The organism is Bradyrhizobium sp. IAR9 (assembly GCF_013408065.1).
Lineage (GTDB): Bacteria > Pseudomonadota > Alphaproteobacteria > Rhizobiales > Xanthobacteraceae > Bradyrhizobium.
This window is the reverse complement of sequence record NZ_JACBZW010000011.1, coordinates 35870-51638: the sequence shown is the minus strand read 5'-3', so window position 1 is coordinate 51638 and position 15769 is coordinate 35870. Positions and strand designations below refer to the sequence as shown.

Annotated in this window: 13 protein-coding genes, 1 tRNA gene and 2 pseudogenes; 7 read left to right on the top strand and 9 right to left on the bottom strand. The window is 62.3% G+C overall.

Annotated elements, in window-relative coordinates:
* Positions 1-27: 27 nt before the first annotated feature.
* From GGD67_RS26275 to GGD67_RS26265, 3 genes are all read left to right on the top strand, one after another.
* Positions 28-243, top strand: a complete 216-nt coding sequence (locus GGD67_RS26275) for a hypothetical protein (RefSeq protein ID WP_143109122.1) — start codon at positions 28-30, stop codon at positions 241-243.
* A gap of 9 nt (positions 244-252) precedes the next feature.
* Positions 253-1146 carry a helix-turn-helix transcriptional regulator gene (locus tag GGD67_RS26270; protein WP_179736886.1) on the top strand — a complete coding sequence of 298 codons (894 nt, stop codon included), beginning with the start codon at positions 253-255 and terminating at the stop codon, positions 1144-1146.
* Between the two features lie 98 nt (positions 1147-1244).
* Positions 1245-2459 carry an ABC transporter substrate-binding protein gene (locus GGD67_RS26265; RefSeq protein ID WP_018317005.1) on the top strand — a complete coding sequence of 405 codons (1215 nt, stop codon included), beginning with the start codon at positions 1245-1247 and terminating at the stop codon, positions 2457-2459.
* A gap of 69 nt (positions 2460-2528) precedes the next feature.
* On the opposite strand, the gene GGD67_RS26260 is transcribed toward GGD67_RS26265, so the two are convergent.
* Entirely contained in the window at positions 2529-3494 is a 966-nt protein-coding gene (locus GGD67_RS26260) for a TAXI family TRAP transporter solute-binding subunit (protein ID WP_179736884.1), read from the bottom strand.
* 106 nt (positions 3495-3600) lie between these two features.
* Here GGD67_RS26260 and GGD67_RS26255 point away from each other — a divergent pair, with 106 nt between their 5' ends.
* Both GGD67_RS26255 and GGD67_RS26250 read left to right on the top strand, forming a co-directional pair.
* Complete coding sequence (locus GGD67_RS26255; RefSeq protein WP_179736882.1) at positions 3601-4575, top strand: tripartite tricarboxylate transporter substrate binding protein; 975 nt, start codon at positions 3601-3603, stop codon at positions 4573-4575.
* A gap of 334 nt (positions 4576-4909) precedes the next feature.
* Positions 4910-4985: transfer RNA gene (locus GGD67_RS26250), tRNA-Ile, on the top strand.
* A 529-nt stretch (positions 4986-5514) separates the two neighbouring features.
* Here the strand turns inward: GGD67_RS26250 and GGD67_RS26245 are convergent.
* The 3 genes from GGD67_RS26245 to GGD67_RS26235 all read right to left on the bottom strand — a co-directional run bounded on the left by GGD67_RS26245 (position 5515) and on the right by GGD67_RS26235 (position 9164).
* On the bottom strand, positions 5515-6558 hold the full coding sequence (locus tag GGD67_RS26245; protein WP_179736880.1) for a nucleotidyltransferase domain-containing protein: 1044 nt from the start codon (positions 6556-6558) through the stop codon (positions 5515-5517).
* Between the two features lie 422 nt (positions 6559-6980).
* Complete coding sequence (locus tag GGD67_RS26240; protein ID WP_179736878.1) at positions 6981-8219, bottom strand: tyrosine-type recombinase/integrase; 1239 nt, start codon at positions 8217-8219, stop codon at positions 6981-6983.
* A gap of 642 nt (positions 8220-8861) precedes the next feature.
* A complete protein-coding gene (locus GGD67_RS26235; RefSeq protein WP_179736876.1) occupies positions 8862-9164 on the bottom strand; it encodes a hypothetical protein in 303 nt (100 codons plus the stop codon).
* A gap of 109 nt (positions 9165-9273) precedes the next feature.
* Here GGD67_RS26235 and GGD67_RS26230 point away from each other — a divergent pair, with 109 nt between their 5' ends.
* Entirely contained in the window at positions 9274-9672 is a 399-nt protein-coding gene (locus GGD67_RS26230) for a DUF2235 domain-containing protein (RefSeq protein WP_312013785.1), read from the top strand.
* Here GGD67_RS26230 and GGD67_RS26225 read toward each other — a convergent pair.
* From GGD67_RS26225 to madL, 5 genes and pseudogenes are all read right to left on the bottom strand, one after another.
* A pseudogene (locus GGD67_RS26225) lies at positions 9629-9914 on the bottom strand (adenylate kinase family protein); the annotation flags it as partial. The gene GGD67_RS26230 and the pseudogene GGD67_RS26225 overlap by 44 nt on opposite strands.
* Before the next feature lie 87 nt (positions 9915-10001).
* Positions 10002-11921, bottom strand: a pseudogene (acs, locus tag GGD67_RS26220) (acetate--CoA ligase).
* A 92-nt stretch (positions 11922-12013) separates the two neighbouring features.
* The gene (locus GGD67_RS26215) at positions 12014-12730 is read right to left on the bottom strand and encodes a GntR family transcriptional regulator (protein WP_179736872.1); all 717 of its coding nucleotides are present in this window, start codon (positions 12728-12730) and stop codon (positions 12014-12016) included.
* Entirely contained in the window at positions 12731-13495 is a 765-nt protein-coding gene (gene madM, locus GGD67_RS26210; RefSeq protein WP_179736870.1) for a malonate transporter subunit MadM, read from the bottom strand.
* Positions 13492-13926 carry a malonate transporter subunit MadL gene (gene madL, locus GGD67_RS26205; RefSeq protein WP_179736868.1) on the bottom strand — a complete coding sequence of 145 codons (435 nt, stop codon included), beginning with the start codon at positions 13924-13926 and terminating at the stop codon, positions 13492-13494. Before madL ends, madM begins: the two co-directional genes overlap by 4 nt.
* Positions 13927-14118: 192 nt before the next feature.
* On the opposite strand from madL, the gene mdcA reads away from it, so the two are divergent.
* Positions 14119-15765 (top strand): malonate decarboxylase subunit alpha, encoded by a 1647-nt coding sequence (mdcA, locus tag GGD67_RS26200; RefSeq protein ID WP_179736866.1) that lies wholly within the window; start codon positions 14119-14121, stop codon positions 15763-15765.
* The last annotated feature ends 4 nt before the right edge of the window (positions 15766-15769 follow it).

The window sequence follows — 15769 nt, the reverse complement described above, 5'->3', positions numbered from 1 at the left end:
CTACGACCCGATCATGATGATGATCGATTGCGCCGCACTCGTGACGCGCTTGCCTTTTGCGCACGTCACCCGGGAAATTTCGGCAACGCGCCGAACGATTCAGGATCATTCACCAAAGCAAAAGACGCGCGCGCGGATGTGTTGCAAAGCAGCGAGATGATCGGGCATGGTTCCGGCGGACACGAATTGAAATGCAGAATTCCACCTGCGTCGAACGTCAAAAAGAAGCAAGAATTTGCATAGGAATGCAGGATGGAATTCCTGACGACCAGCGAAGCCGCCGACTATCTTCGGCTCGGCGAACGCAAGCTCTACGAACTCGTCACCACTGGCGCGATCCCCTGCACCAAGGTGACCGGGAAGTGGCTCTTCCCGCGCCACGAACTCGATCTCTGGGTGCTCTCTGGCCTCGCGCGTCCGGCCGGCATGCTGATCGCGGAGCCGCCGCCGGTCGTCGGCGGCAGCCAGGACGAGCTGCTGGATTGGGCCTTGCGCGAATCCGGCTCGGGCCTGGGATCGATGAGCGAGGGCAGCGTGCGCGGGCTCGAGCGCTTGCAGCGCAACGAGGTGATGGCGGCGGCGATACATTTCCACGGCCTGGATGCTTCCGATGATCTCACGGGGGATGCCAGTGTCGAGGCGCTGCGCGCCGCGCCGGATTTGCATGATGCGGTGCTGGTCGCGTTCGCGCGCCGCGAACAGGGTCTCGTGCTGCCGCAGGGCAATCCCAAGCACCTGCACGGCCTGACCGACGTGCTCGCGCTCGGCGCCCGGATGGCGATGCGGCAACAGGGCACAGGCGCGCAGATGCTGCTCGACGTGCTCCTGAAGCGCGTGGGCGCCACGACGCGGGATTTGCGCAGGGTCGAGACGCCGGCCCTGACCGGACCGGATCTTGCGGAACTGGTCCGCGCCGGCCAGGCCGATTGCGGCATCGCGACGCGCGCCGCCGCGCGTTCGGCCGGTCTCGATTTCGTGCCGCTGGTCTGGGAGAATTTTGACCTTGCGATGCGGCAGCGCAGCTATTTCCGCCCCGCCATGCAGGCCTTGATCGGATTCCTGAACGAACGGCGGCTGCGCCAGCGCGCCGATGAGCTGACCGGCTACGATCCCTCACCCGCGGGGCGGATCCGCTTCGCAGCCTGACATTGACGCCCGCCCCAAAATAGTTGCAAAAGAAACCAATTCAGCCGGGCATACCCGGGGCAACACCGGCCAACGTGCCGGATCAGGGGAGGACAAGCGTGAATCCAATCAGATTTGGACTGCCGGTCGCGGCCGCCTTGACGGCGGCGTTGCTGTCCGGTGCGGCATCGGCGCAGGTTTCCGACAACGTCGTCAAGATCGGCGTGCTTACCGACATGAACGGCCCGGCCTCTGCGCCGACCGGCCAGGGCTCGGTGACGGCGGCGCAGATGGCGATCGACGATTTCGGCGGCACCGTGCTCGGCAAGCCGATCAGCATCGTGATCGGCGACCACCAGCTCAAGGCCGATATCGGCGGCACGATCGCGCGGCGCTGGTACGACGTCGACCAGGTCGACCTGATCGTCGACGTGCCGGTCTCCGCGGTCGGGCTCGCGGTGCAGAACGTCGCCAACGAGAAGAAGCGGCTGTTCATCACGCATTCCACCGGCACCGCCGATTTCCACGGCAAGTTCTGCTCGCCTTACGCGATCCAGTGGGTTTTCGACACCCGCGCGCTCGCGGTCGGCACCGCGGACGCCGTGGTCAAGCGCGGCGGCGACAGCTGGTTCTTCATCACCGACGATTACGCCTTCGGCCATTCGCTCGAGCGCGACGCGTCCGCGGTCGTCACCGCCAATGGCGGCAAGGTGCTGGGCTCGGTGCGGCCGCCGCTGGCAACGCCTGATCTCTCCTCCTTCGTGCTGCAGGCGCAGGCCTCCAAGGCCAAGATCATCGGCATCGCGGCCGGCCCGCCCAACAACATGAACGAGATCAAGACCGGCTCGGAGTTCGGCGTGTTCAAGGGCGGCCAGCAGATGGCGGCGCTGCTGGCGCTGATCACCGACATCCACGGCCTCGGCCTGCAGGCAGCGCAAGGTCTGCTGCTGACCACGTCGTTCTATTGGGACATGGATGACAAGACCCGCGAATGGTCGAAGCGCTATTTCGCCAAGATGAACAAGATGCCGTCGATGTGGCAGGCCGGCGTCTATTCATCCGTGATGCACTATCTCAACGCCATCAAGGAAGCCGGCACCGACGATCCGCTCAAGGTCGCCGCCAAGATGCGCGAGAAGCCGATCGAGGATTTCTTCGCCCGCAACGGCAAGCTGCGTGAGGACAATCTGATGGTGCACGATCTCTGGCTGGTGCAGGTCAAGACGCCGGAGGAGAGCAAATATCCGTGGGACTATTACAAGATCCTCACCACGATCTCCGGCGACAAGGCGTTCGGTCCGCCGGACCAGGCGTGTCCGATGGTGAAGAAGTGAGTTGGCGAATGGCGAATAGGGAGTAGCGAATGGGGATGCTTCCATTCGCTATTCGCAGCTCGCCATTCGCTACTTCACCACCCCGATCTCGCGAAAATACTTCATCACGCCGGGATGGATCAGCTCCGGCCTCGGCGCCGCTGCGACCGTGTTCGACGCCGTGGTCTCGCAGGCCTGTGTGAGTTTCTTGCAGAATTCTGCTTCGACGCCGTGCAGCGTCTTCGCCAGGCGATAGGCGACGTCATCCGGCAGGTCCTCGCGCGTCAGCACGAAGCTCCAGGACCCCAGCGAGGCGATCGGCGCGTCCTGCTTCGGATAGCTATTGGCCGGCACCAGCAGCGGCTTCAGGAAGGCATGCTTGGCGCGGATGCGCGTCATCTCTTCAACGTCAGGCGCGATGAAGCGCGCGCCTGACGCGCTGGAGGCGACCGCGGCAAAGCCGGGCCAGCCGATGCCGGCGCCCCACAGCGCGGCGACGCGGCCATCCTCGACCATCGCGGGGCCGTCGCCGGCGCGGTCGAGATAGATGGCCTTGAAGTCCTCGTCCTGCTTCAGGCCGAGCCCATCCAGCACATAGCGCGCCAGGATCGGCAGGCCCGAGCCCTTGGCGCCGAACGCAACGGGCTGGCCGACGAGATCGCGGATCGTCTTGTAGGGACTGTCCGCGCGCACCACGAACATGCCGGGGTTGGAATAGATCGCGGTGAGAATCTTCAGCCGCACGGGCGCGCGTCCGATGCCGGCGAAGGCCTCATAGGCCGGCTCGCCCGCAACCAGCGCGAGATCGAGCTCGCCCTTCTCCAGCAGCGGAATGTTCTCGTTGCTGCCCTTGGTGTTGCGTGGCGCGATGGAGATTTGCGGATCGGCCGCGTTCATCACCTCCGCAAAAGCGTTGCCAAAGAGCGGAAAGCCGCCGCCGGGCGTCGCGGTGCCCAAACTGATCGTCGTGGTCGGAATGGCCGTGCCTCCGGTTTGAGCAGCAACGGGGCTTGCGAGCAGCGCCGCGCCGAGAAGGGTGAGGATCGCGAATCTCATGGGCGTCCCTGACGGACCTGCGTCAACACCGACTTGCGGCGATGTAGGCAGGGAGCGGATTTTGTGAAAGCATGTCGCCAACGACAATAGAACAATGGGAGGCGTCATGTTGCGAATTTTGCGGTGCGGTTTTTTCGGGCTAACAGTCCTTTTAGGTCTTTTCAGCGCAACGCCTCCCGCCTCCGCCGCCTATCCCGACCGCCCCGTGCACTGGCTGATTGGATTTGCCGCCGGCGGCCCGGTCGACATCGTGGCGCGGATCATGGCGCAGTGGCTGTCGGACCGTCTCGGCCAGCAATTCATCGTCGAGAACCGCACCGGCTCCGGCGGCAACATCGCCGCCGCCGCCGCGATCAACTCGCCGCCCGACGGCTACACGCTGCTGTTCGTCGCGCCCAACAACGCGATCTCGACCTCGCTCTACAAGAAGCTGCCGTTCGACTTCTTGCGCGACACCGTGCCGGTGGCGAGCATCATGCAGCTCACCAACATGCTGGTCGTCTCCAACGCCTTCCCGGCCAAGACGGTTCAGGAGTTCGTCGACTACTGCAAGGCCAATCCCGGCAAGATCTCCTTTGCCTCGTCCGGCAACGGCACCTCGGTGCACATGTCGGCCGAGCTGTTCAAGGTGCTGACCAAGTGCGACATGGTGCACGTGCCCTATCGCGGCTCCGCCATCGCCTTCCCCGACATCATCTCCAACAAGGTGCAGCTGATCTTCGACAATCTGCCTTCGGCCATGGAGCAGGTGAAAGGCGGCAATGTCCGCGCGCTGGGCGTGACCTCGCCGCAGCGGTGGCCGAGCGTGCCCGACGTGCCCGCGATCGCCGAGACCGTGCCGGGCTTCGAATCGGTCGGCTTCTACGGCATCTCCGCGCCGAAGGGCACGCCGCCCGAAGTGATCGAGACCCTCAACAAGGCCGTCGGCGAAGCGCTGAAGGACCCGAAGCTGGTGGCCCGCCTCGCGGAGACCGGCGGCATCCCCAAGCCGATGACGCCGGCCGAGTTCGGCAAGCTGGTTACCGACGAGACCGAGAAGTGGCGCAAGGTGGTGGAGTTCGCCGGGGTCTCGGTGGACTAACAATAAGGGACGCCGCCGGACCATCACTCGCCGGCAAGACGTTTGAGGGGGCCGGCATGCCCCCTCAACATAAGAATCGCGAAAACAACCCCATGCACAGTAGAAGGGCCCAATGATTACAATGGGTTGCGGGGCACGAAAACGGCCTTTGGCGAGGCCGTTTTGACTTGTCGGGCAAAACAGGACTAACAAGACACCATCGGCACTTTCGGATATTCGACAATCTCTGACGATATCGCGCGAGAGCAGAGCCAGCATTGCACCCCCGCCGCCATCCCTGTAAACGAACCGCGCACCGTTGCCGGCCGCGACCAAAGCGCGCCGTCTCGCGGCGGGGCCTGTAGCTCAATGGTTAGAGCCGGCCGCTCATAACGGTCTGGTTGCAGGTTCGAGTCCTGCCGGGCCCACCAAAGAAATCAATGACTTATCAGGCACCAGTTCGCCGGATCGGAATCACCGCACCAGAAACCGCACCAGATACGTGCTCTTTTCGTTCACTGGCTGGGTCGCACTTGGCAATTTTGTCGACGGTATCGGACAAATAGTCGGGATTCTGATGGCTATACGTGTTGAGCGGCACCTCAAGCTACATTCCGAGATAGCCCACTGCCTGCCAAGGATCCGCGCCCTTTCTGTATAAGCCAAGTCTGCGGTGTGTCGTAGCGTGTGCGCTTCAAGCACCAGCACCGAGGATGCTCGTAACGGGACGCCGCGGCATCGCGCCCTTGTCTCGAGGAGCGCTCGTCCAATGAGAGGCCGGCAGCCCCAGCGGCGCCGATGCTCAAGCTGCTGCTGGTCGTGCTGCTGGTGCTGCTGGGGATGATGCCGGCATCATGACCGTCGGCATGTCGATGAGCAGCAGCATGCTGATTATATCATGGTGCCGCTGATGATCGGCGGCGCCGGATATGCCTGAGCCGTTTATGCCGACCCTGCCCGCTAGGCTCGAGCAGCGCTATTTTTCTTGGCGAAAAGAGGCGCCGCGCTGTCCACCACCTCTTTCGGAAGCATCCTTAATTGCTCTGCGTCGAACGGAAGGTGAGTAAGATAGTTCGCCACCAGAGCGCCTACGGCTTCAGCCTGCGCTGCATCTCGTTGGCGTTTGAGCGCCTCTCTGTCCGCACGACGGGACAGCCATAGCTTATGGGCGGCCCAAACCCGCGGATCCGGAGCCACGATGCGTACCGGTTCGCCCTTTTCGTCGATCGCGACCGCCTCGAACGCGGGAGCATTCTGCAGCCAATCGAGTCCTTCGATTTGCACAGCGGACAAATCTTCCGGGTCCGAGCCGATCTTATCTGGACCCTTCCGCCAAGGTGGGCTCTGCATTGGCTTAATCAAATCGACGAGATAGCCGTCCCGGTTTATAGCGCGGAACGTCTGCTTGGCGCGTTCGAAGCTGGTGTCCACTCGCTTGAGTATCTTCATGAGCGATGACTCAGAGACGTGGTCGTCTGCGACGAACGTTAGTCCGCCGCGCGCATCGAACAGCAGATCGATGTCTTCCGTCGTGGCCAGGCCCGGATCGAGTCTGACGCCGGAAGAGGCCTCATAACCGTAGATCGCGTTGGTCCCGAGAATCCGGATCCCAGAACCCAAGATTCCGAATCCGTCGAGAGCGCGCATGATCCGGGCTCCAAGCAACGGTACGCGGCCCAAGCCGAGCGCACGATTGACCGCGGCTTGACGATCCATTGTATCGCGCAAGTTCTTCACCCGGTCTTCTGCAACAGCACGTTTAGCTTCGAAGTCCGCCTTCATCTTTTCAGTTTCGGGCGAACGCGAGCCAAGCGAGGCTTGCTTCCTGAGGCCGGCCTTGTCGTAGTAGCTCCGGACGAGGTATTCGCGGCCTTTCGACTCCACCCAGGTCAGGGACCCCCGATGGGTATCGTAGGCCGCCTTGGCATCCCTCAGGGCCTGGAAGCGCTGCTGACTATTGACCACCTCGCGGCGTTGGTCATTGTTAAGCTCTTGAAAATCCATGGTTTCAACAATCTGGCCCGATTTCTAACCCAGCTGTTAAAACGATATTTATCATCTAAAATCAATAGTTTCAACAGTTCCACCCGAAATAGAGCCAAACTGTTGAAACCCGGAACTCGCACTTACCTCGCTACCGCCCTCATCGAATGCCGATCAAGCGGAGGCAATCCTGTTTCCTCCTCAGCGAAGGCAACATCACGATCCAATGGCAGATCAGATCCGCCCACTTCGGGTCGCCCAAAGAGGCCCAGATCGACTGCTTCGCTTTCGATTACGCGCAGCGGAACGCCTTCTTCGTAGTGCTTGGGAATCTCTCTCAGATGCTGCGGCAGCCACCGTCCGTAATTGGCGAGGTCGACTCGAAGATCAGCGTCGTACCTTCCGCGGACGGAACGGCTCCGCACGAAATAGTGAGTAACTTATCAGGCGCCATTTCCCCGGATCGGAATCACCGCACCAGATACGTGCGCTTTTCGTTCGCCGGCTGGATCGCGCTTGGCGATTTTGTCGACGGCATCGGACAAATAGTCGGGATGGTGATGGCCGTAAGTGTTGAGCAGCACCTCAAGCGACATTCCGAGATAGCCCGCTGCCTGCCAAGGATCTGCGCCTCGCTGCATAAGCCAAGTCGCTGCGGTGTGTCGTAGGGTGTGAGGGGAGATTCCCGGACCAAGGCCTGCCAGTCTCACGGCACTCTTGAACGCCGTTTTGACCGAGGTAACGGGCCTTCCGTTGTACTCGACGAAATGCTTCGCCTCTGGATTAATCCGGTGCCAGCGCCGTAGGTGAGCAAGCAAGCGCAACGGTATCGGGACGGTCGGCTGCCGCTTGTTGGTTTGGGCACTGCCCTGTTTTAGACGGTAATAGCGGCCGCGCTCCAGGTCGACATAAGCTCGACCGATTGCAGGAATGGGAGATGCGGCTGCAATAGCGCCCGCCCGGGTTCCGCTATAGATGCCCAATAAAATAAACCGTGCAAGATGGCGCAGCGGACGCTTGCTTGTCGGGACCTTCAGGTCGGCGGTCGGCCGACGCGAGCCCTTCTGCATTTCGCGATGGCGCCAGCATGTCCAAATCACTTTCGCAGCATCGCTGCGCGTCAACCACTTGTCTCGAGCTTGGCCCTTCTCTGGCAGTGATATCTTGACGATTTCCCGATGAAATCCTTCGGCCGCATGGTGACCAATTGCTGCGCGGAGGTCCTCAAGGTCTCGGCGCGCGCCTCCCCTCCGCGCGCGCTCCCTGGCGTACGAGCGACACGCCTCCCCGTTCACCTCGCCCAGCATTTTTGCTCCCCACCAGTCGTTCAGCCGCTCGATCCGCCTTTTGAACTTGCGGATATCGGGGATGGTATCTTCGTTCTCGCTATCGACATTGAAACGGCCGCGAAGCTTGTCCAATTGCGCGTCCAGATAGATCGAAAGGACGTCGGCAACGGCGATATCGTCTATGTGACGAATTCGTCGCTTCGGAGTGTGTTTAGACGCTATGTAATCCTTCAGTTTTTCCTCTGCGGCCGCAATCTCATCTGCAGCGCAGCCTGTGCCGACGTCCCGGCCGTTGTCTCTGATGATCCAGGTTGCTTGGTGGGTGATCTTTCCGCTCTTGTTTCGGCGGGCGGCCTTAAACTGAAGTCTGGCGCCCTTGCTTCTTCGCGGCATAGCTCTCGCATCCGTTCGATATGAGCCAGCGTTGTAAATTCCTTGCCGGCAATCTTCTCAATGACCAATCGGTTACGATCGCGCTCGCGACGTAAGCCCGCGACCGTCATTCCTCCCAAAGGAAACGCGATCTTCGCGGCATCAGCAAGGCGAAGAGGAGTATCGGGTGTAATTTCAGGTTGCGCACGATTTGACATCGACGCTTGTCGGCTGTTGTGGGGGCTTACACGAGCAGTCCCACTATCATCGCAAAGGCCAATCTCTGCATAAAGGCACCACGCTCCTTAGTCGCACAATTGAGTGCGTTCTCGACCAATCGCGTAGGTTAGCGTCGCGAGCAGAATGGGCTCGAGACGTGCAGGCTCCAAGTGCTCTCCAAAATTTCTGCGACAGAGCGCGCTCAGGGCTCCACGACGGGCGGACCTAGCAGCCCGCTTAACTTAGCTCTATGAGGCGCTCCCCAGGGCGCCGGCGACACAGCGGCCGGCAGCAACGCCAACTGGTATCGGCTGGATCCGCCGTTACCGGCCGTGTTCCACTATAGCCTCTACCCTCAAAGGCTCAGCATCAACACGCATGACTGCGGCAATCGATAAACTCAATCCTGAGCGCCGACAGCCGGGTCGTCCGCGCGAACAGACGTCAGATTGGCAAGGTCCACGCGTTTCCGATTGGCCATTGAACGAGATTCCTGGGACGGTACGACGCATCCGCCCGCCAGCGGTCGAATACGGACTTGTCAATCGTCTCGTTCACATTCACATGGGCCCCGTCATCGCGGACGTCCGGCTCCTGGCCGATCGTCCGATAGAGCGGCTTGGTGACCCTGGAGTATAGGCCGTAGGCAAACTCTTTGTAGGAATCCGCAAGCGGCGCCGACAGTCCGTCACCGTCCAGATCCACCTCGCTGCGGAATGCGAGTCCTTGCGACTGGGCCTTCTTCATGATCGAGCGCAACGGCACCTGAGGCAATAGGTCGGTCGCGTATCCACCTCCAACGTTGGCGTGCGCGCCGACGAACCAGCGTTGCTCGACGCTGGATTATGAGGTTGGCGTGAATGGCTTCCTTGGCGGCGTCTTTGGCAAAGGCCTTGATGAGAACATCCGGCTCGCGTACGAGTGGCTCGTCGAGAACTACAATGACGGAGATGAGATATTCATCTTTGGCTTCAGTCGCGGAGCTTACACCGCCCGAAGTCTGGCGGGGCTGATCGCAAAGCTCCGAGTTTTAAAGCCGGGCTCGCCAATTCGCATCACTCAGTTGTATGACCGTTATAAGCGAGGGAACGAGGAGAAGATCTGGCGTCTGGCTGAGCTGGAGAGCTCCGGAAACCTTCAGAATATTACGACGGAAGAGGAGTGGTTGCTCGAGGACGTGGTCAATTCATGGCCCTTTAGGAGATGGTCGAGGCTTCAGCTTGGGCAACCGTGCGCGGAAATCCGTCTAGGATGAAACCTCGATCCGCGTCAGGCTGTGCAATGCGCTCGGCAATCAGCCCGATCACCAGACCGTCCGGGACGAGTTCGCCGCGCTCCATGATCTCCGCGACGTGTCGTCCGATCGCGGCTCCCCCAGATACCGCTGCGCGCAGCATGTCACCCAGTCGAGAGCTGCGGGATCCCGAGCGTCTGGGATAGCCTGACCGCCTGCGTTCCCTTCCCGGCGCCAGGTGGTCGTAGGAGAACAAGCCTCATATCGTTCCTCCGTCAAAGTCGGCTTCGAATGGCTGCGCGGGTCGGTGGCGCATGCCGGATCACAATCACACCGATGTTCGTCGACGATTAAGCCGGCCCGCCCTTCCTGTTCTGGCGGTTCTTGACGAGATCATCGACCACAGCGGGATCGGCAAGCGTCGAGGGTGTCGCCGAGGCTGCCCGGTTCGTCCTCGGCGATCTTGCGCAGGATGCGGCGCATGATCTTGCCGGAACGGGTTTTCGGCAGACCGGGCGCAAACTGGATGAGGTCCGGCGAGGCGATCGGGCCGATGTCCTTGCGGACCCAGGCGACCAGTTCTTTGCGCAGCGCTTCGCTCGGCTCCTGGCCCTGCATCAAGGTGACATAGGCGTAGATGCCCTGGCCCTTGATGTCGTGGAGATAGCCGACCACCGCCGCTTCGGATACCGCCTGGTGCGCCACCAGCGAGCTCTCGACCTCGGCGGTGCCCATACGATGACCTGAGACGTTGATGCCATCGTCGACGCGGCCGGTGATCCAGTAATAGCCGTCGGCGTCGCGGCGGCAGCCGTCGCCCGTGAAATACTTGCCGTTGTAGGTCGAGAAATAGGTCTGCTCGAAGCGCGCGTGGTCGCCATAGACCGTGCGCATCTGGCCTGGCCACGAACGCGTGAGACAAAGATTGCCTGACGTCTCGCCGTCCAGCACCTTGCCGTCGGCGTCGACGATTTCAGGCACCACGCCGAAGAACGGTTGCGTCGCCGAGCCCGGCTTCAGCTTGGTCGCACCCGGCAGCGGCGTGATCAAAATGCCGCCGGTCTCGGTCTGCCACCAGGTGTCGACGATCGGGCAGTGTCCCTCGCCGACGACGCGGTGATACCACTCCCAGGCCTCCGCATTGATGGGCTCGCCGACCGAGCCCAGGAGGCGAAGGCTCGCGCGTGAGGTCTTCTTCACGGGCTCGTCGCCGCCTTGCATCAGCGCACGGATTGCGGTCGGCGCGGTGTAGAAGATGTTGACCTTGTGCTTGTCGATGACGTTCCAGAAGCGCGAATTGTCCGGATAGTTCGGCACGCCCTCGAACATCAGCGTGATCGCGCCGTTCGCCAACGGTCCGTAGAGAATGTAGCTGTGGCCAGTAACCCAGCCGACGTCGGCGGTGCACCAGTACACGAGATAGCCGCCCGTCGAATGCACGACTCCCTTTGGGGCGCCGGTCGAGCCCGACGTGTAGAGGATGAACAGCGGATCCTCCGCCTTCATCTCCGCGGGCAGACAATGTTCAGAAACCTTGGCTGTTTCCTCGTGGTACCAGACGTCGCGGCCGGCATACCAGGCCACGTTTCCGCCGGTGCGCTTGACGACGATCAGCGACTTGATTGTGTCGCCGGTCTTCCTGATCGCTTCGTCCACGTTGGACTTCAGGGCAACCTTGCGACCGCCGCGCAGTCCCTCATCTGCCGTGATGACGACCTTGGACCCGCAGCCCTCGATACGACCCGCAAGCGAATCCGGCGAGAAGCCGCCGAAGACGACGGAGTGAACAGCCCCGATCCGTGCGCAGGCCAACATCGCGTAAGCCGCCTCGGGGATCATCGGCAAATAGATGGTGACGGTATCGCCCTTCTTGACGCCGTGCGCCTTCAGCACATTTGCGAATGTGGCGACTTCCCGCGCCAACTCGCCGTAGGTGATCTTCCTGGATTCGTTGGGATCGTCGCCCTCCTAGATGATCGCGACCTGATCGGCGCGCTTCGCAAGATGACGGTCGATGCAGTTCCAGGCGACCTTGGTCGTGCCGTCCTCGAACCATTTGATCGAAATGTTGCCGGGCTCGAACGAGCACTTGCTGACCTCAGAGAAGGGCTTCATCCAGTCGATACGCTTGCCGTGCTCGGCCCAGAAGCCGTCGGAATCGGACAGCGAGCGCGCGTACATCTCGCATATTTGGCATCGTCGATCCAGGCGCGCTTCGACCACTCGGCAGGCACGTCGTAGACAGACACCCCAGAATTGCCATCGGTCATGTTGCTCTCCTTAAAATTGTGATTTCAAGCAGACGCAACTTATCGCGCACCTGCCCTGGTTGGCTTCAAGAGCGGTTCAGGACCGCTATTTGTCAGAGATTGTCGGGCTCAGGCCCATCGACGGGCCGGAGGCGGTCATCAATGTAGCGCCGCAGCGCTGCGGCGGCGTTCAGCATATGCGCACGCATTCGGCGTGAGGCCGTTTCGCCGTCGCCTTCGGCGATCGCCTGCATGATCGCATCATGCTCGTCGCGGGACTTGCGGATGCGATCGCCCTGCCGCAATTGCGTGCGGCGGAAGGCACTCAGCCGCGCACGAACATCCTGCGCCTGCTCGGCCATGAACGAGTTGTGCGTCGCGCTGTAGATGCATTCATGGAAGACCCGGTTGAAGGCATCATAGGCATCGACGTCGTTGGCCTCGACCATTGCCCGCGAGCCTTCGTGTAGCTCGATTAGGCGGCTGCGTTCTAGCGGCGTCATGCGATAGGTCGCGAGCCTGACGCACAGGGCCTCAACCTCAGCGCTGGTCTCGAACATGTCCATAATCCGTTCGGGTGTCATCCGCGCCACCACAACCCCCCGACGCCCACGCACCTCGACCAGTCCGCTGACGGCGAGCTGCCGGAGAGCTTCCCGCACCGGCGTGCGGGAAGCCCCGAAGCGATCGGCAAGCTGCTGCTCCTCCAAAGCCGAGCCGGCAACGAGCGCACCGGACGCAATCTCGTCCGTGAGCGCATTGCGGATGCGATCGGAGAGGAGGCCGCCATCTTCTTCTGCTTCGGCTGCGACTTTGAACAGACCTGCCATTCAGCTTCCTATGATTGCGCGCACCGTGAAGTAGAGAATGGACGGTGCGGCCAAGCATCCAAGCCCGGTATGAAACGTCGCGGTCAATGCACCGTAAGGCACCAACCGCCGATCGGTTGCCGCAAGTCCTCCGGACACGCCGCTGACCGTTCCCATCAAGCCGCCGAACACCATTGCACTGCGCGGATTGTTGAGGCCGATCATCTTCGCGACGAAGGGCGTGCCGATCATCACGATCACCGCCTTGAATACACCGGTCGCGATCGAGAGCGCAATAACCGGCGATGACGCGCCGACCGCTGCCCCCGTGACCGGACCGACGATGTAGGTGACCGCGCCGGCGCCGATCGTCGTCAGCGATTCGGCATCAGTGTAGCCAAACGCCGCGGCGACGAACACGCCCAGAATGAACGGAACGACCGTTCCCAGGCCGAGCGCGACCGCACCGATCAACCCGGCCTTGCGCGCATGGACGACATCGACCTCGAAGGCGGTGGCGACGATGGCGAAATCCCGCAGCATCGCGCCGCCCATCAGGCCGATCCCGGTCAGCGCCGGCAGGTCGGCGACGCCCTTTTCGCCGCCGGTGGCAAGCCCCCCGAAAAAGGCCAGCGCGAGACCCAGCATGATCGCGATCGCCGAGCCGTGAATACGCCCGAAGGTGAGGTATTTCGAGATCGTGCCGGAGATCCACATCAGAATCCCGACAGCGGCGAACGCCGTGATCAGGGAATTGGCGGCGAGAACGTGAGAGATCATGGTCATGCGATCCTCCCGGACTTGAAGTGAGGCGCGGCGAGCGCCTCGGCCTCGCGCGCCTCGATCTCGTCCATGGTCTCGACGCGGCCGCTGAGCCGGCCGATCAAGGCCACCATCGCAAAACACAACGCGACCGCACCGGCGCCCGCAATGACGACGATCGGGCCGCCCTTCGCCGCGGCGACGACGTTCTGCTGCGCGGCCATGGCGACCACGATCGGAATGTAGAAGCTGCCCCAGAACTCGACGCCGGTATTGAGCCCGCGGCTGAGCAGGCCGTTCCGCACCAGCCAGAGCCGGGCCGCGATCAGGAACATCATCGCAATGCCGACGCCGCCGACATTGGCCTTCACACCGAGGGCAACGCCAAGAAGGTGCCCAAGCAGGCCTCCCAGCAGGGTGCAGATCGCGAGCAGAGCTACGCCGGAAATGGTCACGGGCGCCTCCCCTCTGCGAGCGGGGCGCGAGCCCCAGGATACGGGGCTTCTGTATGCATTCGGATCATAAATTCCCTCCTGTGTATGCGAAAGTTCCTCGCTTATTAGTTTATGCATACACTAATTGACAGGGGAAGGCAATACGCATACATTCGACCATCGAAGACCAACTTCGCATGCCAAGGAGCTGAAATGAGCGATTGGGGTATGCAAAAGGCCGCCCTGGGCGAGCGCCTCGCGGCCGGCCGGCAGCACGCCAGGGTTAAGGTCGTCCCGATCCCCAGCCTCCCCGCATTTCTGAAGGCGGTGATCCGGTCGGGCGACCGGGTGTGCCTGGAGGGCGACAATCAGAAGCAGGCCGATATCCTCGCCGCGGCGCTCGCGAACCTCGAGCCGAAGGATGTCCACGACCTGCACATGGTGCAATCAGGCGTGGTGCTGCCCTCCCACCTCGACATCTTCGAGAAGGGCATCGCGCGGCGGCTCGACTTCTCCTATTCCGGCCCGCAATCGGCGCGCATCGCGCGCATGCTGTTCGGCGGCAAGATCGAGTTAGGGGCCGTCCATACCTATCTCGAGCTGTTCGCCCGCTACTTCATCGACCTCACGCCGAACGTCGCGCTGATCGCGGCTGTCAGCGCCGACAAGGACGGCAACCTCTATACGGGGCCGAATACCGAGGACACGCCGACGGTCGTCGAGGCGACCAGCTACAAGAACGGTCTCGTCGTGGCCCAGGTCACCGAGATCGTCGACAAGGTGCCGCGCGTCGACATTCCCGGCGATCTCGTGCATTTCGTGGTCGAGGCTAACAGGCCCTTCTATGTCGAGCCGCTCTTCACCCGCGACCCGGCCGCCATCACCGAAACGCAGATCCTGACGGCGATGCTCGCCATCAAGGGCATCTACGCGCCTTACGGCGTGCGCCGGCTCAACCACGGCATCGGCTTCAACACCGCCGCGATCGAGCTGCTGCTGCCGACCTATGGCGAGAAGCTCGGCCTCAAGGGCAAGGTCTGCACCCATTTCGCGCTCAATCCGCATCCGACGATGATTCCGGCGATCGAGTCCGGCTGGGTCGAGCAGATCCATTGCTTCGGATCGGAAGTCGGCATGGAGGATTACGTCGCGGCGCGCTCCGACATCTTCTTCACCGGTCCCGATGGCTCGCTGCGCTCGAACCGTGCCTTCTGCCAGACCGCGGGCCTCTACGCCTGCGACATGTTCATCGGATCGACGCTGCAGATCGATCTCGAAGGCCACAGCTCGACGGTGACGACCAGCCGCATCGCCGGCTTCGGCGGCGCGCCCAACATGGGCTCTGATCCGCGCGGACGTCGCCATCCGAGCGAACCCTGGCTCAAGGCCGGCGCCGAGGCCGACCCCGATTCCAGCGCGGCGCTGCGCCGAGGCCGCAAGCTCGTGGTGCAGATCGGCGAGACCTTCGGTGACAGCAACGTCCCGCTCTTCGTCGAGCAACTGGATGCGCTGGAGCTGGCACGCAAGCTCGACCTCGATCTGGCGCCGGTGATGGTCTACTCCGACGACGTCACCCACATCGTCACCGAGGAAGGCATCGCCAACCTCCTGATGTGCCGCAGCAAGGACGAGCGCGAGCAGGCGGTCCGCGGCGTTGCCGGCTACACCGACATCGGCCGCGCGCGCGATGCCAAGCTGGTCGAGCAGCTCCGGCAGCGCGGCGTGATCCGCCGCCCCGAAGATCTCGGAATCGATCCGCTCGACGCCGATCGCCGTCTGCTCGCCGCCCGCTCGATCAAGGACCTCATGCTGGCCTCCGGCGGCCTCTACCGTCCGCCCAGCCGCTTCCGCAACTGGTGAGGAG